The organism is Sorangium sp. So ce1036 (assembly GCF_051369805.1).
GTDB classification, from domain to species: domain Bacteria; phylum Myxococcota_A; class Polyangia; order Polyangiales; family Polyangiaceae; genus Sorangium; species Sorangium cellulosum_F.
The window spans coordinates 962,769-986,475 of record NZ_JBBMOX010000001.1 but is presented as its reverse complement, the minus strand read 5'-3'; the positions used below and the strand labels follow the sequence as shown (position 1 = coordinate 986,475).

18 protein-coding genes, 1 other RNA gene and 1 pseudogene are annotated in these 23,707 nt (G+C 73.0%); 14 read left to right on the top strand and 6 right to left on the bottom strand.

The window, feature by feature from the left end; translation table 11 throughout:
* Positions 1–551: 551 nt before the first annotated feature.
* Complete coding sequence (locus WMF31_RS03565) at positions 552–1,259, bottom strand: hypothetical protein (protein WP_129353689.1); 708 nt, start codon at positions 1,257–1,259, stop codon at positions 552–554.
* 85 nt (positions 1,260–1,344) lie between these two features.
* On the opposite strand from WMF31_RS03565, the gene WMF31_RS03560 reads away from it, so the two are divergent.
* The gene (locus WMF31_RS03560) at positions 1,345–1,827 is read left to right on the top strand and encodes a nitrate reductase associated protein (RefSeq protein WP_436600585.1); all 483 of its coding nucleotides are present in this window, start codon (positions 1,345–1,347) and stop codon (positions 1,825–1,827) included.
* Between the two features lie 36 nt (positions 1,828–1,863).
* On the opposite strand, the gene WMF31_RS03555 is transcribed toward WMF31_RS03560, so the two are convergent.
* Genes WMF31_RS03555 through folP form a run of 3 tightly spaced genes read right to left on the bottom strand, consistent with a single transcriptional unit; the run spans position 1,864 to position 5,161 of the window.
* A complete protein-coding gene (locus tag WMF31_RS03555) occupies positions 1,864–2,802 on the bottom strand; it encodes a CdaR family protein (protein ID WP_436600584.1) in 939 nt (312 codons plus the stop codon).
* A complete protein-coding gene (cdaA, locus tag WMF31_RS03550) occupies positions 2,799–4,217 on the bottom strand; it encodes a diadenylate cyclase CdaA (protein WP_436600583.1) in 1,419 nt (472 codons plus the stop codon). Before cdaA ends, WMF31_RS03555 begins: the two co-directional genes overlap by 4 nt.
* Positions 4,214–5,161: a dihydropteroate synthase gene (gene folP / locus WMF31_RS03545; protein WP_129353697.1), complete on the bottom strand. Its 948-nt coding sequence runs from the start codon at positions 5,159–5,161 to the stop codon at positions 4,214–4,216. Before folP ends, cdaA begins: the two co-directional genes overlap by 4 nt.
* 406 nt (positions 5,162–5,567) lie before the next feature.
* Between folP and WMF31_RS03540 the strand changes: the two genes are divergently transcribed.
* The 3 genes and pseudogenes from WMF31_RS03540 to WMF31_RS03530 form a co-directional block, all read left to right on the top strand.
* On the top strand, positions 5,568–7,445 hold the full coding sequence (locus tag WMF31_RS03540) for an HDIG domain-containing metalloprotein (protein ID WP_436600582.1): 1,878 nt from the start codon (positions 5,568–5,570) through the stop codon (positions 7,443–7,445).
* 86 nt (positions 7,446–7,531) lie between these two features.
* On the top strand, positions 7,532–9,259 hold the full coding sequence (locus tag WMF31_RS03535; protein WP_436600581.1) for an acyl-CoA dehydrogenase family protein: 1,728 nt from the start codon (positions 7,532–7,534) through the stop codon (positions 9,257–9,259).
* A 261-nt stretch (positions 9,260–9,520) separates the two neighbouring features.
* A pseudogene (locus tag WMF31_RS03530) lies at positions 9,521–10,306 on the top strand (serine/threonine-protein kinase); the annotation flags it as partial.
* Between the two features lie 411 nt (positions 10,307–10,717).
* On the opposite strand, the gene WMF31_RS03525 reads toward WMF31_RS03530, so the two are convergent.
* Positions 10,718–11,473, bottom strand: a complete 756-nt coding sequence (locus WMF31_RS03525; protein WP_436600580.1) for a hypothetical protein — start codon at positions 11,471–11,473, stop codon at positions 10,718–10,720.
* 57 nt (positions 11,474–11,530) lie between these two features.
* Entirely contained in the window at positions 11,531–12,631 is a 1,101-nt protein-coding gene (locus tag WMF31_RS03520; RefSeq protein WP_436600579.1) for a DUF362 domain-containing protein, read from the bottom strand.
* Between the two features lie 310 nt (positions 12,632–12,941).
* On the opposite strand from WMF31_RS03520, the gene WMF31_RS03515 reads away from it, so the two are divergent.
* The 10 genes from WMF31_RS03515 (at position 12,942) to WMF31_RS03470 (ending at position 23,706) form a co-directional block, all read left to right on the top strand.
* Positions 12,942–13,601: a ComEA family DNA-binding protein gene (locus WMF31_RS03515; protein WP_436600578.1), complete on the top strand. Its 660-nt coding sequence runs from the start codon at positions 12,942–12,944 to the stop codon at positions 13,599–13,601.
* A 201-nt stretch (positions 13,602–13,802) separates the two neighbouring features.
* Positions 13,803–15,290: a UDP-N-acetylmuramate--L-alanine ligase gene (locus WMF31_RS03510; protein WP_436600577.1), complete on the top strand. Its 1,488-nt coding sequence runs from the start codon at positions 13,803–13,805 to the stop codon at positions 15,288–15,290.
* Positions 15,287–16,156, top strand: coding sequence for an inositol monophosphatase family protein (locus tag WMF31_RS03505; protein ID WP_436600576.1), 870 nt, complete (start codon positions 15,287–15,289; stop codon positions 16,154–16,156). The genes WMF31_RS03510 and WMF31_RS03505 overlap by 4 nt, the downstream gene beginning before the upstream one ends.
* 110 nt (positions 16,157–16,266) lie before the next feature.
* Positions 16,267–16,458, top strand: a non-coding RNA gene (gene ssrS / locus WMF31_RS03500) — 6S RNA.
* Positions 16,459–16,665: 207 nt separating this feature from the next.
* Complete coding sequence (locus WMF31_RS03495; RefSeq protein WP_436600575.1) at positions 16,666–17,514, top strand: hypothetical protein; 849 nt, start codon at positions 16,666–16,668, stop codon at positions 17,512–17,514.
* A gap of 3 nt (positions 17,515–17,517) precedes the next feature.
* A complete protein-coding gene (locus tag WMF31_RS03490) occupies positions 17,518–19,407 on the top strand; it encodes an MXAN_5187 family protein (protein WP_436600574.1) in 1,890 nt (629 codons plus the stop codon).
* A 33-nt stretch (positions 19,408–19,440) separates the two neighbouring features.
* Positions 19,441–20,991: an OmpP1/FadL family transporter gene (locus WMF31_RS03485; RefSeq protein WP_436600573.1), complete on the top strand. Its 1,551-nt coding sequence runs from the start codon at positions 19,441–19,443 to the stop codon at positions 20,989–20,991.
* A 73-nt stretch (positions 20,992–21,064) separates the two neighbouring features.
* On the top strand, positions 21,065–22,024 hold the full coding sequence (trxB, locus tag WMF31_RS03480) for a thioredoxin-disulfide reductase (RefSeq protein ID WP_129353719.1): 960 nt from the start codon (positions 21,065–21,067) through the stop codon (positions 22,022–22,024).
* 13 nt (positions 22,025–22,037) lie between these two features.
* The gene (locus WMF31_RS03475) at positions 22,038–23,090 is read left to right on the top strand and encodes a uracil-DNA glycosylase family protein (RefSeq protein ID WP_436600572.1); all 1,053 of its coding nucleotides are present in this window, start codon (positions 22,038–22,040) and stop codon (positions 23,088–23,090) included.
* Between the two features lies 1 nt (position 23,091).
* Positions 23,092–23,706: a DUF2085 domain-containing protein gene (locus tag WMF31_RS03470; RefSeq protein WP_436600571.1), complete on the top strand. Its 615-nt coding sequence runs from the start codon at positions 23,092–23,094 to the stop codon at positions 23,704–23,706.
* Position 23,707 lies beyond the last annotated feature (1 nt).

Here is a 23,707-nt window from a genome sequence, read left to right as displayed (position 1 = left end):
GAGCCTCGCCGCGCGGTCGTGGACCTCGGGCTCGCTCGCCTGCGCTCACCGGGAGAGGGCGCGTCTCCTCGGCGCAGACCCCACGCGACATCGATGTTGCCCGGAGCCCGCCGCGCTCCAGCGCGCCGACCGGCGCGACCGCGCCTCGGCGGCGCGTGGGCGGCGCTCCACCTCAGCTCCCCGCGCGCTCTCTCATGCTATGGAAACGCGTCCTCCCAACGCCGATCGCCGGCATGGAACCCCGGCGAAGCCCCATCGGATAGGCGCACTGGACCCCCTCCCCGCGTCGGACGGACGCGGGAACGCCCGCGCTCCAGATTGCCTCGGTGAATACCCAGGCAACGCTTCAGTATTGCTGCATTGTCCTTCGATATCAAGAGTCAGAGTTCCCCCGTGTCGCCGACCGGGGAGTGACGCCGCTGACGGTTGACGGTGCCTCCCGGCGCGCTCGGGGCCAGGGAGCCGACAGCGGCCCCGCGGTGCGAGGGTGTCGCCACGTGGCGTCTGCCGTCGCCTCCGTCTCCGCGCGCGGCGCGCGCGCTCTCGCTCGCTCAGCGCGCTGGCACGATGCTCAGGACGACCCGCGCCCGCGCGCTCTGGTAGTACGCGGCGAGCGCCCGGGCGAGCCGCTGGCCCACGTACCAGCGCTTGAGCGCCGGGGCGACGTCCTCGTAGCGCTGCCCCTTGAACGGCGTGGCGCCGGAGCGCAGCTCGGCCTTGAGCTCGAAATCGCTCGGCTCGAGCATCGGCGCCACCATGCGGTCGAGGTAGAGGCTCGCGCGCGCCTGACGGCGCAGGAGCGCGTCGAGCTCGTCGGAGCTGATGCCCTCGGCGGCCGCCGCGGCGAGGAGCCGCGCGCGGCCGCGGGCGCGCTGCTCCAGGGAGATCCGCGCCGCCTCGGCGCGCTGCGCCACCTCCGCGGACGTCGGCGCGGGCGAGATCGGCAGGCTCGCGAGCAACGTCTCCGTGATGTGCCGCTCGATCGCGGCGCGGACATGCCGGTCGCGGTAGAGCCCGGGCTCCGCGTCGGGGTCGGCGAGCGCCTCGATGCGCGCCTGGAAGGAGAGCTCCCGCTCGAAGATGAACTGAGGGTGGCGCACACCCCCCGTCTCGGGCGCATGCCATCGCACGACGACCCGGTCGAGGAGGATGGACGCCGAGGGCCGCGCCGCCGGCGCGTCCTGGCCACGGGCGCCACGGGTGAGCGACGCGACGGCGATCAGCGCGGCGAGCGTCGGGAGGAGGCCGGGGCGGCGCACGGCGGCAGGCTAGCGCAACGGCGCCGCGCGTCCCAGGCAGAGTCACGGCTCGCGACCCGTTCGGGGCGAAGCTATAGGGCAGGTCATGTACAGGCGCTTCGCGATCGAGGGGGATGTCCACGGCTCGCTCGACCTCGTGCCGCTGGCCGTGCGGCGGAAGCTGGACCTCGCGGGGCTCAAGCTCTCGCTCGCGGGGTGGCAGGCGCTGTCGCGCGCGGAGCGGCTCGCCCTGTGTCAGCTGCCGGTGGACACGGACGAGGACATCGCCGTCTATGCCGAGGTGCTCCGCGGCTTCGCGGCCCGCGCCGGGGTCGCCCTCTCCCCGCTCGCGGGCGCCCCGGTGCGCCGCGCCGACTGGGATCTCGCGGGCGTCCGCGCGCGGCTGTCTGCCCGGCTCGGCCCGGGCGGCGCGCCCGACGACGACGCGCTCGGCCGGCTGACCGAGGAGGAGCGCTACGCGATCTACAAGCTCGCCGATCCGGCGCGCGGGCCCGAGAAGCTGCGCGCGCTGCTCGGCGAGCTCGGGCTGCTCCGGGACGATGGAGGCGACGGGCGGCCGCCCGGCTGATCCGTGGACCGACGCGCCGCCGTCAGCGCGCCGCGCTCACCACTCCAGGAAGACCTTCGGCGGGTTGACCTCGGCCGTCACGCGGGGGACGTCGACGAGCACGTCGAGGAACGTGCTGCCCGGCTGGGTCATGTCCAGGTTCGCCGCCTTGGGCTCGACGCGCGGGATGATCGTCTCGGGGTTGACGGTGGCCACGTCCTCCGGCGTGCCCGAGATCCTCACCTGCACCGTCGCCGGCCGGGTCGCGAGGCGCGGCATCCCGACGACCTCGACCTTACGATCGAAGGTCCGCGAGGCGAGCTCGCGGCCGATCTCGAGCGTCGCCATCACGTTGTCGGCGTCGTACGTGACGAGCTTCGGCGGCCGCTCGAGGGCCAGCGCCCGCTGGTAGGTGCCCTCGGTGAGGCCGGTGATGTCGAACGGCACGGAGCGCGCGAGCTGCATCACGTCGACGATCGAGCGCGGGCCGCGGGCGTTCACCATCGGCGGCTCGATCGAGACCATCCCCTTCACGACGAAGCCCTGCGCGGCCTCCCCCGCGCGAGGCACGTGCACCGGGATGGCCCGCGTGACGACGTCGTCCCAGCGGAGCTCGATCGTCGAGGGGTGGATCTGCTCGATCGTCAGCCCCGCCGGCACGTGGAACATCGAGGACTCGAGCTCGATGCGCTCCACCGTGCCGTTCCGGAGGTCGAGCCGCAGCGTCCCGAGGCTCTCGGCGCGGAGATCGTCGAGCTGGGTCCGGGGGCCCCGCACCGTGACCGCCACCTCGTTCGGGACCTGGGTCATGAGCTGGCGGTTGCTGGAGTCGGGCGGGAGGATGGCGACGACGTCGAGCATCATCGTGCGCTGCGCGTTCTCCGCGCCGTGGATGAAGGCGTAGAGGCACAGCGCGAACGCCAGCGAGAGGAGCTTGAGCCCGATGTTGTCGAGGAGCGCCGAGCGCAGCGCCTCGCGGAGACCGGCCAGCGTCATGGCTCACCCCGCGGGGGCGTCCCCTCCGCGCTCCCCTTGGCGGCGCCGCTCGTCGCGGCCGGGCCCGTCGGGACGAAGGTGCGCTGCGACGGGACCGGAGAGTCGGTCGCCGCCGCCGGGACGTCGACGACCGCCGGCCGGCCTCGCTCCGACGACGGCCGGTCGCCGTCCTGCGCCGGCGGCGCGCCGCCCGGCGGGCGCGCCTCGGCGCTCCCCGCCGCGGCGCTCGACCCTGCCGCGCCGCTCGACCCCGCCGCGGCGCTCGACCCCGCCGCGGCGCGCGCGTCGGCGCTCGCCCCCGTCGCGGCGCGCGCCTCGGCGCCCGAGCGCATGGGCGTGGAGGTGGTCGACATCCTCGCCATCGGTCGCGTCGCTTCTGCCTCGGCCGCGCCCTTCATGTCCCCCGGCCCCTTCATGATCTCCGTCGGCGCCTTCATGATCGACGACGTCTTCGTGATCGGCGTCGCGGGCTTGCCCTCGATCGGCGCGGGCTTCGGGGCGGCGGGCTTGCCCGGCTCGCTGACCTGCCCGACGGCGCCCTGCGCGGGGCCCGTCGAGGGCCGCGCCGGCGCCGCCGGCAGGCTCGCGCGGCCGCCGGAGGCCACCTTCTTCGCGAAGCGCCGCCGCCGCGACGAGCGCCCGAACAGCCCGAGCAGCGCGTGCCGCAGCGACTGGCCGTCGAGGTTCGAGACGATGTTGCCGCTGAAGCAGAAGCTGATCGTGCCGCGCTCCTCGCTGACCACGACCACGACCGCGTCGGTCTCCTCGGTGATCCCGAGCGCGGCGCGGTGCCGCGACCCGAGGCTCGCGTCGAGGATCTTCGTCTCCGGCATCGGGAAGAAGACCCCGGCGCGCGCGATCTTGAGATCGCGGATCAGCACCGCGCCGTCGTGGAGCTTGTTCACGGACTCGGGCACGAAGAGCGACACGAGCAGCTCCCGGGTCACCACCGAGTCGATGTGGATGCCGTCGCTCTTGACGAACTCGAGCACGTTCGCGTCCTGCTCGAAGGCGATGATCGCGCCCATCCGGTGGCGGGCGAGCTCGGTCGCGGCCGCGACCACCTCGTCGATGACGCGCGACTGCTGCTCGCGGCCGCTCGTGAACCAGTTGCTGCCGCCGACGCGGATGAGGGCGCGGCGGATGTCGTTCTGGAAGACGACGACGACGATCAGGATGATCGACGAGAGCAGCCACGAGAGCAGGTTGAGGAGCGTGGTGAGGCGGAAGAGCTTCGCCCCGAGGTAGATGAGGAAGACGATGCCGAGCCCGAACCCCATCTGCATCGCGCGGGTGCCGCGCAGGACGAGCAGCGAGCGGTAGACGACGTAGGCGACGATGAAGATGTCGACGAAGTCCCGCAGGATCTGCGTCACCGGTCGGGCCGAGAAGAGGCGCAGCAGCCCTTCGGTCATCGTCGCGCGCCCCCCTGGGTGAGGGGAGCGGCGCCGTCCTGGCCGCGCTCGCCAGCGCGCCCCGCGCCGGCGCGATCGATCGCGCGCATCACGTCGAGCGCCTGGCGCACGGGCCCGACGTCGTGGACGCGCACCGCCGCGGCGCCTCGCGCGGCGCAGGCGAGCGCGGCCGCGACGGTGCCGCCGAGGCGCTCTCCGGGCGGCGCGAGCTCGGCGCCCGCGCGGCGGCCCCGCTCCGCGGCCTCCGACGCCGCGGCCCGCGCGAGGAACGACTTGCGGCTCGGCCCGACCAGGACCGGAAAGCCGAGGGAGCACAGCTCGCCCAGGCGGGCGCACAGCTCGAGCGACTGCCGCGCGTTCTTCGCGAAGCCGAGCCCCGGGTCGAGGACGAGGTCGCCCCGGGGCAGGCCCGCCTCGATCGCCCGCGCGGCGGCGCTCGACCACTCGCGCGCCACGTCGCCGACGACGTCGCCGTAGGCGTCGTCGGGGTACACGGAGAACCCGGCCATCGCCGACATCGGGCCGCGGCTGTGCATGAGCACGAGCGACGCCCCCCGGCGCGCGCAGAGCGCGCCGAGCTCCGCCGCGCCGTCGAGCGAGATCGAGTTGACCACCGCCGCGCCGTCGTCGAGCGCGCGCGCCGCGACGACGGGGGAGGTCGTGTCGATGGAGACGACGGCCCCCCGCTTCACCGCGGCGCGGACGCTGCCGCCGACGCGTGCGATCTGCTCGTCCTCCGGCACGGGCTCCGCCCCCGGCCGCGTCGACTCCGCGCCGATGTCGATCATGTCCGCCCCCTCGGAGAGCATCGCATCGATCTGCGCAAGGGCCGTGTCTTCATCCGTGAAGCGACCACCGTCGGAGAACGAATCCGGCGTGCGGTTGAGGACCCCCATGATCACCACGCTCCTGCGGCGTTCGAGCAGCATGCGCAGAGGGGACATTTCCTGTGGGTAGCAACTTTTGCGCCGAGCGGCAATTGTCTGCTCGAGCCGATCTTTTCCGGGAGCATTTGGAACATCACGCGGGTGTCCGGGCGCCGGTGGTGGGGGCACTTGGGGAGCTCACCGGCAAGGCTGCGCTCCGCCGGGCGGCGTCCTTTGCAACCCCCCGGGCGCCGGATCTGCTCCCGCCGCCGCTCGGCGGCCCGGCTCGGTCCGCGCTCCCGGCCGGGGCGCGACGGGTGGCTCGCCACGCGCCGCTGACTCGGCCGCGCTTCTTTGCTACGGTCCGGCGCACACCTTGACATCGGCGGTCCCCCCGGGGCCGCCGGTGGCGGCGGGGCGGCGCGCGAGCGGGCCCCGTCAACCGTTTGCCAGGCAGATCGAGCGGACGAGACCGAGCGGTTCCATGCTGCGCACGCGTATCCGAGCAGGTCCCCTCGCCGGCCTCGTCCTGAGCGCCCTCTTCGCGGCGCTGTTCGCCGTGATCAGCGTGGGCGAGCTCTTCATCCCGGCGCTCAGCCCGGAGATGGGCGAGCCCGCGCCCGTCACGCTGCGCGTCCCGTACGGGCCCCGGATCGTGCGCGACACGCACGACGGGAGCTTCACGCTGTCGTACGAGCACGGGCGCGTGATCGTACCGCGCGGCACCGTGCTCTCGGAGCACGACGAGGACCACAACGCGGCGATGGCGTACGAGACCGTGCGCCGCATGCGGCGGCCCGGGCTCGGCGCGCGGATCGCGAGCCTGTACGTCATGTACCTCATCGTCAGCCTGATGCTGACGGTGTACCTGCGCCGCTTCGGGCAGAACCGGGTCCGGCTGCTCCGCACGCAGGTGGGGATGTTCGTGCTGATGACGGGCTCGCTCGTCGTGGCGAAGCTCCTCCTGCTCTTCACGGCGCTGCCGGAGTTCTGGATGCCTGTCGCGGCGCTCCCGCTCTGGGTCGCGATCGCCTTCGACCGGCGGACCGCGTTCCTCGTCGAGGTGGGCGTCGGGTTCATCGCCGCGTCGCTGCTCCGCTTCGACGTGGTCCTCCTGTCGGTGCTGCTCATGCGCGGCATCGCCGCGACGATGTTCTTCTTCAAGCGCAAGGGCTCGCGGCAGCTGCTCGCCTCGGGGAGCTTCGCCGGCCTCGCCGGCGCCATCGGCTTCATCGCGCTCACGGTGCTGTTCGAGGGCAGCTTCGACCTGGGCGCGGATCTGAAGCGCTGGCTCGGGTCCAACGTGCTGGCCTGCATCGGCGGGGGCCTGCTCGTCGGCCTGCTCGGGCGGACGCTCCGGGAGCCGGCCGAGCGGGCGATGGGGCACGTGCCCCGCGACAAGCTGCTCGACCTCACCGATCTGGAGCAGCCGCTGCTCAAGAAGATGGCGGCCGAGGCGCCGGGGAGCTGGGAGCACGCGCGCGCGATGGCGAACCTCGCCGAGGCCTCGGCCGCGGCGATCGGCGCCGACGCGCTGCTGACGCGCGTGGGCGCCTACTACCACGACCTCGGCAAGACGGTGCAGCCCAAGTACTTCATCGAGAACCTCGCGCCGGGCGAGCGCTCGCCGCACGAGGATCTCGAGCCGGACGTGAGCGCCGACGCGATCATGGCGCACGTCGTGATGGGCACGAAGATCCTGCGCGAGGGCAACATCCCCGAGCCCGTGGTCGAGTTCGCGTACACCCACCACGGCACGCAGGTCGTCGAGTACTTCTGGCACAAGTGCCTCGAGCACGGGAACCCGAAGGGCCTGACGCAGGATCACTTCCGTTACCCCGGCATGAAGCCGCAGACGAAGGAGACCGCGATCCTGATGCTCGTCGACTCCATCGAGGCGGCGTCGCGGACCATCTGGCCGCCCGAGCAGAAGAAGTTCGAGGAGATGATCCAGCGGGTGATCTTCTCGAAGCTCGCGGCCGGCCAGCTCGATCAGTCGGGGCTCACGATCGAGGATCTCCGCATCATGACGAGCCGGATGGCGTCGACGCTGGTCAACATGAACCACGGGCGCATCAAGTACCCGTGGCAGCGCGAGGCCGATCGCGCCGGGCAGCCGCCGACGCCCACGCCGCACCCCTCGCGCCCCGGCACCCCGACGCCCACGCCGAGCCCGGCGCGCCCCGCCACGCCGACGCCCACGCCGCCGTCCGGCGCGCCGGCCCGCGACGGGAGCGCCGCCGCGCCGCCCTCCTCGCCGAGGGGCGAGGCGCCCGCGGGCGGCGACGACGGCGAGGGGGCCTCTGGCGCGAAGGACGGCCAACCCGAGGACTCCGATCGGGCGCCCAGGAAGGCGCACTGAGCAGAGCGGGCGCGCCGCGCGCACGTCGCGCCGCGCGCCCTCATCCAACCGAGGCGTAGAGGCCCGCGCCCTGAAAGGAAGGTCCGATGCCCCCGACGATCGAGCAGAGCTTCATGAAGGCCCTCTTCCACGGCATCATCGCCGAGGACATCATCTTCCCGTATCCCGAGCTGCCGGCCGAGGAGCGGGAGACGACGTCGATGATCCTGGACAGCGTGCGGCGCTTCTTCGCCGCGAACGTCGACAGCGCCAGGATCGATCGAGAGCACGCCATCGACCCCGGGCTGCTCGACGAGATGAAGAAGCTCGGCCTGATGGGGCTGCAGATCCCGTCCGAGCACGGCGGGATCAACCTCGGCGCCATGGCGTACACGCGCGTGATGCAGGAGGTCGGCGGGCTCGACGCGTCGATCGCCGTGACCCTCGGCGCGCACCAGTCGATCGGGCTGAAGGCGATCCAGCTCTTCGGGACGGAGGATCAGAAGCAGCGCTACCTGCCGAAGCTCGCGACCGGCGAGTGGGTGGCGGCCTTCGCGCTGACGGAGCCGGGCGCCGGCTCCGACGCCGCGGCGATCAAGACGCGCGCCGAGGTGTCGACCGACGGCTCGTACTACACCCTGAACGGGTCGAAGATCTGGATCACGAACGGCGGCTTCGCCGACGTCTTCACGGTGTTCGCCCGGACCTCCGCGCTCGAGGAGGGGAAGAAGCCGAAGCTCACGGCCTTCATCGTGGAGCGGGGGATGGGCGTGAAGAGCGGGCCGAACGAGCACAAGCTCGGGATCCGGGGCTCGTCGACGACGGAGCTCTTCTTCGACGACGTGCGGGTGCCGCGCGAGAACGTGCTCGGCGAGGTCGGCAAGGGGTTCAAGGTCGCCGTCGAGGTGCTGAACAACGGGCGGCTCGGGCTCTCGGCGGGGTGCATCGGCGCGTGCAACACGCTCCTCCGGATGGCGCTCGACAGGGTCCAGGAGCGGCGCGCGTTCGGGCGGAACATCGGCGATTTCGGGCTCATCAAGGACAAGATCGCGACGATGCTGGCGCAGACGTACGCGCTCGAGTCGATCACCTACCTGACGGCGAGCCTCGTCGACGCCAGGCTCCCCGACTTCTCGCTCGAGAGCGCGATCTGCAAGGTCGCGGGCAGCGAGACGCTGTGGTTCGTGGTCAACGAGACGCTCCAGATCGCGGCCGGCATCGGCTACATGGCGGACTACCCTTACGAGCGTCACCTGCGCGACGCGCGGATCAACATGATCTTCGAGGGGACGAACGAGATCCTCCGCTGCTTCATCGCGCTCTCCGGGATGAGCGGCCCGGGCAAGGCCCTCGCGGACGTGGCGAAGGCGATGCGCGAGCCCATCAAGGGCTTCGGGCTGCTCAGCGACTTCGCGATCCGCAAGGCGCGCTCGGTGCTCGGGCGCGAGCGGATGACGAAGGCGCACCCGCTGCTCAGCCGGGAGGCGGTGATCTTCGAGGAGTACACCGCGGAGCTCGCCACCCACAGCGAGGACATGCTCCGGAAGCACGGGCGAGAGATCGCCGAGATGCAGTATGCGCAGCGCCGCATCGCGGAGATGGCGATCGACCTCTATTGCATGGCCGCGTGCATCTCCCGCACGACGCGGGCCATCGAGCGGCGCGGCGAGGACGGGGCGCGGCGGGAGATCGACCTCACGACCGTGTTCGTCGGCATGGCGCACAAGCGGCTCATGCAGCACGTGGCGGACTTCCAGAAGAACGACGACGAGCTGCGCAAGGCCATCGCGATGCGGGCCTATGCGGATCGCGCCTACCCGTTCGATATCCTGTGACCGCAGCCCACCTCACCTCCGCTGACACCGAGCGCCGCGCGCCTCACCGCAGCTCGCCTCACCTCCGCTGACACCGAGCGCCACACGTCTCCATCGCATCACGCGCATCGCCTGTGTGCGCGCTGTTTCAGGAACATGTCACGCGCGGTCTGGACGGATTGCGATGCGTGTCGATCGGGAGTAGCATGGATGTAGACTCTTCGACAGGAATCGGGTGATCACTTGTCCCAGGCGGGGTCACTGGGTGGCAGGTGCGGAGCCATGAAGGAGACTGCTGAAGGTCGAGCCGTCATGGGCAAGTATCGCCTCGAGCGCAGGCTCGGCGGCGGTGGCATGGGCGATCTCTGGCTGGGCTTCGACGACAAGCTCAGGCGGCGGGTGGTCATCAAGTTCATCCGGAGCTTCGCCGCGACGGAGCCCGAGCTCGTCGCCCGCTTCGAGCGCGAGGCGCGCGCGTCCGCGCGGGTCCGGAGCCCCTATGTCATCGAGACCTACGACTACGGCGTCGATCGGGGCTGCGCCTTCATCGTCATGGAGTACCTGGAGGGCGAGGATCTGAATCGCCGCCTCGAACGGGAGCAGAAGATCCCGCTCGCGCAGGCGACGACCCTGTTCACGCAGCTCGGCAAGGGCCTCGACGCGATCCACGCCGCGGGGGTGGTCCACCGGGACCTGAAGCCGGGGAACATCTTCCTCGCGGTGTCCGGCGGCGATGAGCTGGTGAAGGTGCTCGACTTCGGCGTCGCGAAATCGTCCTGTTCGCGCGACAGGATCACGAAGACGGGGATGGTCCTCGGGACTCCGCGGTACATGAGCCCGGAGCAGGCGATGGCGCCCAAGCAGGTCGATTACCGGACCGATCTCTGGTCGATGGCGGTGATCCTCTACCGCGCGGTCACCGGCCATTGTCCTTTCGCCGGCGCCAACATCAACGAGGTGGTCAGGCACATCTGCCAGACCTCGTTCCCGAGGGCGTCCGAGCTCGCGCCGGAGCTCCCGCCCGGCATCGACGCGTTCTTCACCCGGGCGTTCGAGTTCGATCCCGGCGCGCGGTTCCAGTCGGGCAAGGAGATGATGGAGGCGTTCTCCGCGCTCGCGCCGGTCTCCACGCCGTGGCCGGAGCCTTCGCGCGCGCCCCGCGGCGGGCCGCCGTCCGAGACGAGCGCCATCGTCAGGCTGGGCCCGCCCGCGTCGCCGCCCCGCTACCCGATGGACCAGACGACGATGGCCGCGATGCTGGCCACGCCGGCGAACGATCTCGGCGGCTCCGCGGCCCCGGAGCCTGCCGCGGCGGTCGAGCTCCCGTCGTGCGACCGCGCGAGCGAGGTCGCGCTGGACAGCCGCGTCCTCCCGCCGCTCCGGGTCCCCTGGCTGGTCGCGATCGCGCTGCTCCTCGCGGCCGCCACCGTGGTCTGTCACAGCATCGTCCAGGGCGCGTCCTGGTCGCTGGCGCAGCCGCTACCGCGCGTCGGTGGTGGGCGCCTCGGTGATGCGGCGCGTCCACCTGAGCCTCGGGGCGCCCTCGTCGACCCAGCGGTCGCGCACGCGGCGCGCGAGCTCGGGGTGATGGCTCGACTTGACGGCCACGGCGGACACGAGGCACGTCCCTGGCCATGACTCGTACGCCGCGATCGCGCCGGCGTAGGCGTCGCTCGCGAACACCGACTCCAGGCTGCCGTCGAGGAGCTTGAGCACGAGCGGCCGCACCTCGCCGTCGATCTCCTGCGTCGTCCGGATGAGCTGCGCCTCGCCGAGCCGCACGCCGTAGGCGTCGGCGAGCGGCGCGTGCTTCGCCCAGAACTCGTCGAGGCAGCTGTCGGGATCGCTCGGGCCGGACGTGTCGGTATAAAGCACCGTCACGAGGGCGTGATGCGCGTCGCCGTACCGGTAGGTCGCGCGCGTCGGGTGATTCCAGATCCGCACCCTGCGCCAGCTCTTCCAGTCGACGAGCGGGACATCGAGCGTGTTGAACCGGTCCCGACGGCGCCCCCACGGCTCGCTGAGCAGCCGCTCCAGCGCGGCCCGCTCGGGGTCGGCCGCGTCGCCCCCCGGGTTCTCGCGGGTGATCGAGGCCGGCGTCGGCGGCAACCCCGGCGGCCTGGGCGGCGGGCTGCTGCCGCAGGCGGCGAGACCGGTGAGCCACGCGAGGAGAGCGACGGCCGAGGCGGTCGCCCGGAAAGGGAAAGAGCGCGCTGTTGGCCTGGATACGGACATGGGCAATCCAAAGAGTCCCACCACCACCCGGCCCCGCGAGCGGATCCCGCGGCGCCGCTACAATCGGACCTCGCGCATCGCGATTTTATTCTTGTCGAAGACGCCCAGTCCGAGCTCGCCCGCGATGCGGATGTACGAGGGTTCCCGGCTCGCCTCTTTCAGCGTGGGCAGCCCGTTCTCCTTGCGCCAGGTCTCGACCACGCCCCAGCCGATCACATCCATGGCGACCGGATCCGTCGTGACATAGACCGACTCGTGCAGGACGCGCCGCTTCGGGTTCTTGTCGAGCGGGCCCTGGTCGTAGATGAGCTTGAAGCCGTCCGTGATGTGAAGGCGGACACGGCTCTTCACGACATCCTGGGCATAGAGCTCCGCGATCTGCGGGCTCGCGGTGTGCTGGTGGAAGGCGTGCGGGTTGATCGTCGCGCCGTGGGTGATGTTCTTGAGGCAGCCGGTGTAGCCGCAGATCGAGTGATCCTTGATCAAGGACACGTTGATCACCGCGGTCGCCTCGGTGAACGGGCGCACGAACTTGGTGGGGATGCCGCAGACCGAGATGCTCGGCATCACCGCGTCCTTGTTCTCGTGCACCGCGGCGCGGATCCCGGCCGGGAACTCTCCCGCCGGCTTCGCGGCGCGGTCGGCGCAGCGGGTCCCGGCCAGGAAGGACGGGTACTGCTCGAAGATCATGATGTTCTCCGGGGGGACGCCGGCGGCGACCACCCCGCGCACGACCTCCAGCACGAGCTCCTTGTTGGTCGCCATGGTCGCGCCCTTCTGGCCGGCGATCCCGTTCGCCTTGATCGCCACGCGGTCGTCCTTGTGAACGAACCGCCCGAAGGCCGCGCCGAGGTCGCTCTTGCCCGTGAGCTCCGCCATGGCCCGCTCGAGCATCCCCTTCGCCGCGGCCGCGTCCGGCCAGAGGCCGTTCGGCTGCATCACGTTGCCCTTGGTGACCTTCACCACCTTTCCCGGGATGGAGAGGGGCGTGAAGCCGGGGGGCGGCAAGGCGGCGAGGCTCGGAGGCGCGTCCGCGAACGCGGCGCCCGGGCCGAGGAGCACGGCGCCCGCGGCGCCGGCGGCGAGGCCGCCCAGGAAGGCGCGGCGCGAGCGCTCCGCGGTGCCGGGATCATCAAAGTGACGGTGATCGTGGGGCATAAGACCTCGTGGTGGACGCCGTAGGGCGGAGGGAACACCGCCGGGCCGCCGGGCGCCCGGAGCGGTGATGGTAGCCGAGCTTGTCGCTCGAGACACGGCTGCCGGCGCCTCGCGGGGGTGGCGCGCGCGCCGCCATGGCGGCGCCGCCGCCTGGAAGGCCGACGAGACCGAATTCGCGCGGTTTTCCGGGCAGGCGCTCCCGGCACGCCGCTCGCCTATCGGCGCCGCGAGGGGACGGACGCCGGCGCGCGCCGCGCGACGGCCGGGCGGCGTCCCTCGCGAGATCGCGCGTGAGAGGAGGCGCGGAACGATGCAAGCGACATCCAAGCAGGAGGATCAGCTCGCCGGGCGAGCGGATGGGGAGCGCGCCGCGGAGGCGCGGCGCTCCTGGAGGGAAAGGGCGCTGACAGCCCTGAAGGAGTCGGCCTGGACCACGCTCGGCGGCAAGGCGGCGGCGTACGTCGCGGGGTTCTTCGCGCTGGCGCTGGTGGGCTCTGGCCACGCGATGAGCCTGCTGCCCGCGCGTCGAGCAGACCCGAGCGCCGGGCTCGCGATGGTCGCCGGCGGCGCGGCGCCGCTCGCCGCCGCGGACCAGCCCCCCCCCGCGGGCGGCCCGCCGACCGGCGCGCCCGCGGCCGATCCAGCGGCCGGCGCGCCGGCGATCGCGGACGCGGGGGCCGGCGCAGCAGCGGCCGGACCAGCGCCGCCGGCGCCCGCGGGCGGCGACGTGGACGCGGGCGCGCCCGCCGGTGGCGGCGTGACGCCGGACGGCAAGGTCGTGCTGAACCTCGCGACGGAGGCGGACCTCCGGCGCCTGCCCGGGATCGGCCCGGCGAAGGCGGCGGCGATCCTGGCGCTCCGCGCCAGGATCAAGCGCTTTCGGAAGGTCGACGAGCTGCTCCGGGTCAAGGGCATCGGCCGGCGATCGCTGAAGCGGCTGAGGCCGCTGGTGGTCGTGGATCCCCCCTGAGGCGGCCCGCCGCGGCATCTCCGATCGCCTGTTCGATCTCTCCGTCGCGCCCTTTGTCGATCTCGCCGTCGCGCTCTCATACCCCCTCGATGGGCCTGTCATGGTGGCGCCGAGGGTCGATGGGACCGCGCCGGCCCGCCGCGCACGGACGCCCGGCCGAGCCTCTTGCTCTCCGGGGGCGCTCGGGCACACTGCGCCGCGATGCACGTCCACTTCGTCGCCGTCGCGGGCACCGGCATGGGTGCGCTGGCGGGGCTCTTCAAGGCGGCGGGGCACGAGGTCTCGGGCTCCGACGTCTCGTTCTACCCGCCCATGGGGCCGGCGCTCGAGCGCTGGGGCATCCGCCTCATGACCGGCTTCGATCCCGCGCACCTCGACCCGCGCCCCGATCTCGTCGTGATCGGCAACGTCTGCCGGCCGACCAACCCGGAGGCGCGCGCCGCGATCGACCGGGGGATGCGGGTGACCACGATGGCGCACGCGCTCGCGGAGCACATGCTCGCGGGGCGCTCCCCCCTCGTCGTGGCCGGCACGCACGGCAAGACGACCACGAGCTCGATGTGCGCGTGGATCCTGCACGAGGCGGGCAAGGATCCCGGGTTCCTCATCGGCGGCCTGCCGAAGAACTTCGAGGCGAGCTTCCGGCTGCCCGAGGGCGCCGCGTCGGCCGGCGATCGCCGCGGGCTGCCGCTCCTCACGGAGGCCGGCGCGAGCCGCCGCAGGGCGCCGTTCGTCGTCGAGGGCGACGAGTACGACACCGCCTTCTTCGAGAAGACGCCGAAGTTCTGGCACTACCGGCCCGAGGTCGGCGTCGTGACGTCGATGGAGCACGACCACGTCGACATCTACCCCGACGCGGCCTCGTACGAGGCGGCGTTCCGCGGGTTCGTCGAGCGGATCCCGGAGGCGGGGCTCCTCGTCGCGGCCGCGCACGATCCCCGGGTCGTCGACGTGGTGACGCGGTCGGCGCGGTCCGAGGTCGCCTGGTTCGCGCTCGAGGGCGACGACACGCACGGCAAGCCGCCGCACTGGCTCGCGGCGCCCGCGGAGGCCGGCGCCGGCGGCCAGTCGTTCGACCTGTACGCCGGCGGCGTCATGGCGGGGCGCTTCGCCCTGCGCATGCCCGGGCACCACAACGTGCGCAACGCCGTCGCCGCGATCGCGGCCGCGGCGCAGGGCTTCGGCGTGCCGCTCTCGACCGCGACCTCGGCGCTCGCGCGCTTCGACGGCGTGCGGCGCCGGCAGGACCTCGTGCTCGAGGCGCGCGGCGTGCGCGTCTACGACGACTTCGCGCACCACCCGACCGCCGTGGACGAGACGCTGCGGGCGCTCCGGTCCCGGCACCCGGAGGGCGCGCTGTGGGCGGTGTTCGAGCCGCGCAGCGCGACCGCGTGCCGCGCCCTCCACCAGGAGCCCTACGCGCGCGCCTTCGGCGCGGCCGATCGCGTCGTGCTCGCGCCGCTCGGGCGGCCGGAGATCGCCGCGGGCGAGCGGCTCGACCTCGACCGGCTGGTGCGCGATCTCGAGCGGACCGGCAAGCGCGCCGAGGCGGCGGCCTCGGTGGACGCGATCGTCGCCGCGATCGCGCGCGACGCGCGGGAGGGCGACACGGTCGCGCTGCTGTCCAACGGGGCGTTCGGCGGCATCCACGACAAGCTCCGCGGCGCGCTCGCGACGGGGTCGCGATGAGCGCGCGCGGACGGGCGGAGCTCTCCGAGCTGGCCGAGATCGCGCTGCGCGTGGCCGACGAGGCCGCCGCGCTCGTGCGCGCCGGGTTCCGCGCGGGCGCGCGCGTCGAGGAGAAGGCGCCGCGCGACCTCGTGACCGAGTTCGACCGGGCGAGCGAGGACCTCCTCATCGCGCGGCTCGGCGCGCTCACGCCAGGCGTCGCGGTCGTCGGCGAGGAGCAGAGCGCCTCGCGCGCGACGTCCGCCCGAGGCGGGCTCGTCTGGTACGTCGATCCGCTCGACGGCACCACGAACTTCGTCCACGGCCACCCGTTCTGGTGCGTCTCCGTCGGCCTGATGGAGGACGACACGCCCGTCGCCGGCGCCGTCGTCGCGCCCGTGCTCGGGCTCCGCTGGACGGGCTTCAGGCCGCGCGAGGTCGAGCCGCGCGGCGACGGTGAAGCGCCGCCGGAGGCCGCCGGCGAGGCGCGCCGCGACGGCGAGCGCTGCGCGGTCAGCGCCACGGCCTCGCTGCGGCACGCGATGGTGGCGACCGGCTTCCCGCCGGCGCGCGATCGGGCTCCGGACAACAACTTCGACGCCTTCATGACCGTCAAGCGCACGGCGCAGGCCGTGCGGCGCTGCGGCAGCGCGGCCCTCGATCTCTGCCTGGTCGCCGACGGGACCTACGACGCCTACTGGGAGCGCCGGCTGCACGCCTGGGACATCGCGGCAGGGTGCGCGATCGTGCGCGGCGCGGGCGGCGTCGTCACCGGGCTCGACGGCGGCCCGCCGGACTACCACGCAGGCAACATCGTGGCCTCGAACGGCCTCGTCCACGCCCCCATCCTTGCGCTCCTCTCCCACCCAGGCCCGCCCGATCGCTAGCCACGCGGACGGGCTGGAACGCAGGCGAGCGCGAGCAGACACCAGATCAACGCCAAGTCAAGTGGAGAGGAGCCGTTGACTGGGCCGCCGAGAGAACTATCCTTTGGCCGTTCCCTCTGCTGATTTCGTGAGGCGTTGGACGATTGAATCCCGAGTAAGCAGAACCAGGGGGCCAACGACGATACCGTGGTGAGCTAGGCCCGGAACCAATCACCGGGAAGCCTGAAGCGGTACTTAGGCTCCCACCTAGCAGCTATGCTAGGGGTTCAAGTCCTTCGGCCCACGTCCTCGGCGGTACGGAACAACTCTCCCCTGCGGGCCGTCCATGCGGCCCGCAGTTCTTTTGTGCTCCCACTGTCGACGCGCCGGTCCGCCGATGCCACGGCGTCGGCGGGCCGGCGGGTGGCCTGAGGCGCAGGCAGCGCGCCTCGGCCACGCGAGGGCAGCGTGGACGACGGCCCGGCTTTTATTTCCGTTCTCATCCCCCTTCCGGTAGCTTCGGGCCTGCGATGGATACGAGATCCCCTCGGTCTGCAGGAGCGCGGCACGACGGGCGGCGCCTGTCCACCGGAACCGGCGCAACGTCGTTTGGGTCGTCAAGCCACATCACGGGTCGCGTCCCGCGCCGCGCGCGCCTCCTCCGGCGCCTGGCCCTGACGCTCGCGATCCTCACGGTGCCGGGCGTGGCGCTCGCCGCGGTCACGGTCAAGGGCAGGGCCACCGGCATGCCCAAGCTCCTGAACCCCGTCTGGAACGAGGCCAAGGACCCGAAGTCGAACCGCTACACGTTCCGCGAGCCGTCCCCGACCGTGCGCGCCGATGTCCGCGCGCTCGTCGGCTACGCGCCGAAGGAGCTGTGCGTCGCCGCGCTCGGCGAGAAGGGGGCGCCGCTCAAGGCGCCGCTCCGCGTCGTGGTGGCGGGCGGTCGCACCTCGCCCGTGACCCTGGTCATCGCCGAGGGCCAGCAGATCCAGTTCGAGAACCAGGATCCGTTCCCGCACCGGCTCTACGAGGTCGGCAACAAGGGCCTGCCTCCGGCCGACATCGCCGCGGCCAAGACCCGCGCGTGGACGCCGCCCGGGCCGGGCAAGTACGAGATCCGCGATCAGCTCTCCCCGAGCGTCCGGTCGTGGATCGTGGTCGAGCCGCGGACCGTCGCGGTCGGCTACCCCGATCGCCACGGCAACTTCGCGGTCGAGCTCGAGGAGGGCAAGTACACGCTGCAGGGCTACTTCAACGGCGAGCCCGTCGGGAAGCCCGTCGAGGTCGACGTGAAGGCCAGGCCGGACACGCAGATCGTCCGGGGGCCGCTCGTCGTGGGCGCGGCCGGCGGCCCCAGCCCGGAGGCAGGGAAGTAGACCATGCTGCTCTCGCGCTTCTGGTACGGGGTGCTCGCGCTCGCGCTCGGCGCCGCGGTCTTCATCCTCTTCGTCGCCGCGCAGCTCTACAATCGCTCGAGCCACCGCGCGATGAGCGAGGCGCTCAGCGCCGACTCGAGCGCCGTCGAGTGGTTCCTCAACGACGACGCCCGGAAGCGCTCGAGCGCGCTCATCCGCGTGGCGCTGAACCCCGCGCTGCGGGGGGCGCTCGCCAAGGCGTCAACCGAAGCCAAGCCGGGCGCCGATCTGCGCGAGAAGGCGCGTGTCGCGCTGCGCAGCGCCGTCGACGACGTGCCCGCGGATCTCAAGTTCGATCACGTGTGGGCCGTCGACTCGGGCGGCCGGGTGATCGCGTCGGTGGGCTTCGAGCACCGCGACGACTGGGAGCTCGGCGGCTACCCCGTCGTCGCCGACGCCCTCCACGGCTGGATCCGCGACGACGCGTGGGTCTGGAAGGGCCGCATCCTGCGCGTCGTGGCGCGCCCCGTCGAGCAGGACGTCAACGGCGAGCCGGTCGGCGCCGTGATCGGCGCCAAGATCATCGACGACGGCTTCGCCCGCGCGGTCACGAAGCGCACCGGCGCCGCCGTCGGCTTCTACGCCGAGGGGTCGCGCGTCGCGTCCGGCGCGCCCGAGGGGTTCGACAAGTCGAACCTCGATCAGATCACGCAGGACCTGAAGCGGCTCGATGACAACAAGGATTACCTCGAGAAGGGCCGCTCGGAGGTCCGCGTCATCGGCGAGCACCTCGGCGTGGTCTACGCGCGGCTGCCCGGCGAGGCGTGGGAGCTCGGCGCCGGCTACGCGGTCGGCCGCCTCGCGGCGTCGGTCGACTCGCCGCTCGACTTCCTCGACAAGGCGAACAACGACGACAAGTCCGCGGTGCCCACGGTGATGATCCTGCTCGCGGTCCTGGTCGTGGCCGCGCTCGGGCTCGGCTTCTCCTTCCTGGAGCACACGCGGCCGCTCCAGGTCTTCCGCAACGAGGCGGCGCGCTTCGCCAAGGGCGAGGTCGACGTGCTGGCGCCGAGCCGGTTCCGCGGCGCCTACCGGAAGATCGCGGCCGACATCAACGACGGCGTCGAGAAGGTGGCCGTGAAGGGCGGGGCGCCCCGCAAGGCCGCCGACCTGGAGCAGGTGCTCGGCCCGATCCCGTCGCAGCCGGCGATGAGCGCGTTCTCGGTGCCCCTCGGCCCCGGCGAGCCGCGCCCCGAGTCGCGCCCGTCCTTCCCGAAGCCCATGCTGAGCCCGCGCGGCCCGACGCGGCGGCCGGGCGCGCAGCCGGTCAGCGGGGCGCCGTCGGCGCGTGATGCCGAGGAGCCGCTCGAGGCGATCGAGGAGGTCTCGGACGCCGGGGGCGCGATCTCCTCCCAGGACGCCGCGTCCGCTCCCGGGCGCCCGCCGCCGCGGCGTCCGCCGCCCCCGCCCCCGCCCAAGGCGCCGGGGGCGCCGGGGGCGCCGGCCGCTCCGGCGGCGCTGGCCGCTCCGGCGGCGCTGGCCGCTCCGGCGGCGCCGGCCGCTCCGGCGGCGCCGGCCGCTCCGGCGGCGCCGGCCGCGCCGGCCGCTCCGGCGGTTCCGGCCGCTCCGGCGGTTCCGGCTCCTCACGCCGACGCCGCGAGCGCCCATCCCGCGCAGCAGAACGGCGCGCCGGACGCGGACGAGCTCGCCGAGTGGAACGCCGTGTACGACGAGTTCGTGTCGGTCAAGCAGCAGTGCGGCGAGCCCACGAACGCCCTGACCTTCGAGAAGTTCAAGGGGACGCTGCAGCGCAACAAGGACGCGCTCGTGGCGCGCCACAAATGCGCGCGGGTGCGCTTCACGGTCTACGTGAAGGACGGCAAGGCCGCGCTCAAGGCGTCGCCGGTGAAGTGAGCCGCCCGGCCGGCGGCGGGGGGACGTGACATCATGAAACGAGGAGCTGCCGGCGCCGCGGGCGTCGCGTTCGCCGCGATGACGACGGTCGCCGGCGCCGCGCGCGCGTCGTCGGGGATGGACTCACCCGAGATCGGCGTGCTCCAGCTCGGCCGCGGCGGCGCGTGGGTCGCGCGGGCGGACGACCCGCTCGCGGCGTACTTCAACCCGGCGGGGCTCGCCGCGCAGCGGAGCGGCGCGCACGCCGGCGTCCACCTCATGCACCTCTCGCAGTGCTTCACGCGCCTCGGCCCCGACGGCCGGCCCGTCCCGCCGAGCGTCACGTCGCCGATCCCGGCGCCCGGCAGCGAGGGGGGCCCCGACCCGGAGGTGTGCGCCGCCGGCGGCGTCTTCCCGAACCCGCAGGTCGCCGCGACCTTCCGCGTGAGCGACACGCTCGCCGTCGGCGTCGCGGTGCTCGGGCCGCACGGCGTCGGCGAGCGGGCGTGGCCCGAGTCGATCCCGTACACGCACCCGACCTTCGGCGACAGGACGCAGCCCTCGCCGCAGCGCTACCTGCTCACGTCGCTCGACGCGCTGATCGTGCTGCCGACGCTCTCGGTCGGCTTCACGCCCGCGGAGGGGGTCTCGCTCGGCGCCGGGTTCATCTGGGGCGCGGCGGCCATCGATTTCGTCAACTTCAGCGAGGCGACCGTGTCCGCGGGGGGCGACGACTTCAACGCGCACCGCGATCTGCGCACGCGCGTGAAGGCGGCCGATCTCTTCATCCCCGGCCTCGTCCTCGGCGCGCGGTGGGCCGCGACGGATCACCTCGACGTGGGCGCGTGGTTCAAGTGGCAGGACGCCGTGCGCGCGAGGACCGACCTCCGCATCGAGTCCCGCTACTGGACGCCGGCCGGCACCAGGAACGAGGATCCGTGCGGGGACGAGCCGCCGGGGTGCAACGTCACCGACGAGGAGAACGCGGGCGAGCTCAGGCTGCAGATCCCCATGGAGGCGAAGCTCGGCCTCCGCTACCACCGGCCGCGCGCGGGCGTCGCGCGCGCCGCCGAGCCCCGCGTCCGCGACCCCCTGGCCGACGATCTCTTCGATCTGGAGCTCGACTTCACCTGGGCCAACAACAGCGCCGTCGACGCCATCGAGGTCCGGTTCCGCGAGGGCATTCCGGTGCGCGGCACGGTCGTGGGCCTCGTGCCCCCCAACGCCGACGTGCCGCATCGCTGGAAGGACGTCATGGGCGTCCGCCTCGGCGGCGATTTCGTCGCGCTCCGGGATCTCCTGGCCCTGCGGGCGGGCGGCTTCTTCGAGACGAAGGGGCAGGACGACGCGGACCTGAACCTCGACTTCCACCTCGGCTACCGCGTCGGCGTCGGGGGCGGCGTGACGGTGCGCGTCGGCCCGGTCGATGTTTCGGCGGCGTTCCAGCACACGTTCTTCGGCGCGCTGGACAATGGCGGCAGGGGGAACATCAAGGCCGTCTCCGGCGCCGCGACGGCCGGCTACCGCAGCCTCCAGAGCGTGAACGGCGGTCGGTTCGAGAGCAGCCTGAACGAGTTCGGTCTGAGCGGAACGATGCGCTTCTGAGCGGGCGGCCGCTGCCTCACCACCGCGGGGCGGTCGACGCGGAACGCGGTCGCGCCTATAAGAACGCTCCATCATGAGCGAATCGAACGTCCGCAACCTGATCATCATCGGCTCCGGTCCCGCGGGGCTCACCGCCGCCATCTACGCGGCGCGCGCCAACCTCAAGCCGCTCCTCATCGAGGGCTTCAGCGCCGGCGGACTGATCCCGGGCGGCCAGCTCATGTTCACGACGGATGTCGAGAATTACCCGGGCTTCCCCGAGAAGATCACCGGGCAGGAGCTGATGCAGCGTTTTCGCGATCAGGCGGCGCATCAGGGCACGGAGATCGTGACGGCGGACGTGACGAAGGTGGATCTCACGGTCCACCCGTTCAAGCTGTGGGTGGAGGACACGCTCTACCTGGCGAAGTCGGTGGTCATCGCGACGGGCGCGCGCGCCAACTACCTCGGTCTGGAGAGCGAGGAGAAGCTCAAGAACAAGGGGGTCAGCGCCTGCGCGGTCTGCGACGGCGCGCTCTACCGCGGCCAGGACGTCGTGGTCATCGGCGGCGGCGACACGGCGATGGAGGAGGCCTCGTACCTGTCCGGGCTCTGCAGCAGCGTCACGCTGGTGCACCGCCGCGACGAGTTCCGCGCGTCGAAGGCGATGGTCCAGCGCGTGCTCGAGAACCCGAAGATCAAGATCCTCTACAGCCACGTCGTGGAGGAGGTGCTCGACGTGAAGGCCGACATGGTCACGGGCGTCCGCGTGAAGAACCTGAAGACGGGCGACAGCCACCTCGTGCCGGCGGCGGCCATGTTCGTCGCGATCGGGCACACGCCGATGACGGAGCTCTTCACCGGCCAGCTCGAGACGCACCCGAACGGCTACCTCAAGACGGTGCCGGGCTCGACGCGCACGAACATCCCGGGGGTCTTCGCCGCGGGCGACGTGCAGGACTGGAACTACCGCCAGGCCGTGACGGCCGCCGGCACGGGCTGCATGGCCGCGCTCGACGCGGAGCGCTGGCTCGCGCAGCAGGGCGGCCACTGAGGAACGGGCGGCGATGGTCGAAGCGCTGCGCGAAGAGCTCGCGGATCTGACCGCATCGGTCCGGGCGTTCCTCGAATGGCACGCGGCGGCCGGCGCGGAGGGCCTGCCGGGGCACCCCTCGGCGCTGCACGAGGTGCAGGGCGGGTCCTCGTCCGAGAGCGGCGCGGCGCCGCGGCGGGCGGGCTTCGCGGGGCTGCACGCTCCCGCGCCGTCGCGCGGCGGGGCCCCGGCGGGCGCCTTCACGCCGCCGCCGGAGCAGCGCGGCGCCCCGGCGGGCGCCTTCGCCACGCCGCCGTCGCGCGGCGGCGCCCCGGCGGGCGCCTTCACGCCGCCGCCGGAGCAGCGCGGCGCCCCGGCGCAGGGGGCGCGGTCGCCGGTGCAGGCGCCTCGTGGTCCGGAGCCGCCCTCCCCCCTCGCCGCGAGCGCCGCCTCTGCGCCGCGGGCCGATGCGGCGGCGCGCGCGCTCGCATCGCAGCCGGACACGCTGGAGGAGCGCGCCGCGCGGCTCTCGCTCATCGCGGAGGAGGTCCGCTCCTGCCAGAAGTGCCCGCTCCACGCGGGGCGCACCCACACCGTGTTCGCGCGCGGCAACCCGCGCTCCGAGATCGTGTTCGTCGGCGAGGGCCCCGGGGCGGAAGAGGACCTGCAAGGAGAGCCGTTCGTCGGCCCGGCGGGGCAGCTGCTCGATCGGATGATCGCCGCGATGGGGTACCAGCGCGACGAGGTCTACATCTGCAACATCGTGAAGTGCCGGCCGCCGAAGAACCGGAAGCCGGAGCCGGCCGAGATGGCGGCCTGCAGCCCCTACCTCGCCGCGCAGCTCGCGGTGCTCAAGCCCAGGGTGATCGTCGCACTCGGCGCCACCGCGGTGCAGGGGCTGATCGGCACGACCGAGGGGATCACGAAGCTCCGCGGCACGTGGAAGCTCTACAAGGGCGCGATCCCGATCATGCCCACGTTCCATCCGGCCTACCTGCTGCGCCAGCCGGGCGCGAAGCGAGAGGTCTGGAGCGACCTGAAAGAGGTGATGCGCCACCTCGGCAAGAGCGCGCCCGACCGAGGCTGACGTGGCCGCGCGCGCTTCCGGGCGCCTCGCCGATCAGGCCGACGCCGCGGGCCGCGCCGACGCCGCAAGCCGCGCCGACGCCGCAAGCCGCGCCGACGCCGCAAGCCGCGCCGACGCCACGGGCCGCGCCGACGCCACGGGCCGCGCCGAGGCCGCTTCGTCCGGCGCGCCGAGGCCGGCCGGGCCGTCGCGGCTCTGGGCCGTCCGCTGCGCCCTTGCGTTCCTCGGCGCCCTGCCCTTCTGCCTTCCGCTCGCGCGGAGCCGCCTGCCGCTCGGAGAGCTCGGCGTCGCGCTCGATCGCTTCTTCGCGCCGATGTGCCACCGCATGCCCGAGCGGACCCTCGCGCTGGAGGGCGTGCTGATGCCGGTCTGCAGCCGGTGCGCCGGCATCTTCGCCGGGGTCGCGGCCGGCGCCGCGCTCGCCTGGCCTCGCCTGCCGATGACGGCGTGGCGCCCGCTCCTCGTCGCGATCAGCGCGCTGATGGTGCTCGACGTGGTGACGCAGGATCTCGGGCTGCACCCGGTCTGGCATCCGACCCGCCTCGCCACCGGGCTGGCGTTCGGTTACGCCCTGACGACGGCCTTCGTCACGCAGCTCGCGCGCCGGCCGGCCTGAG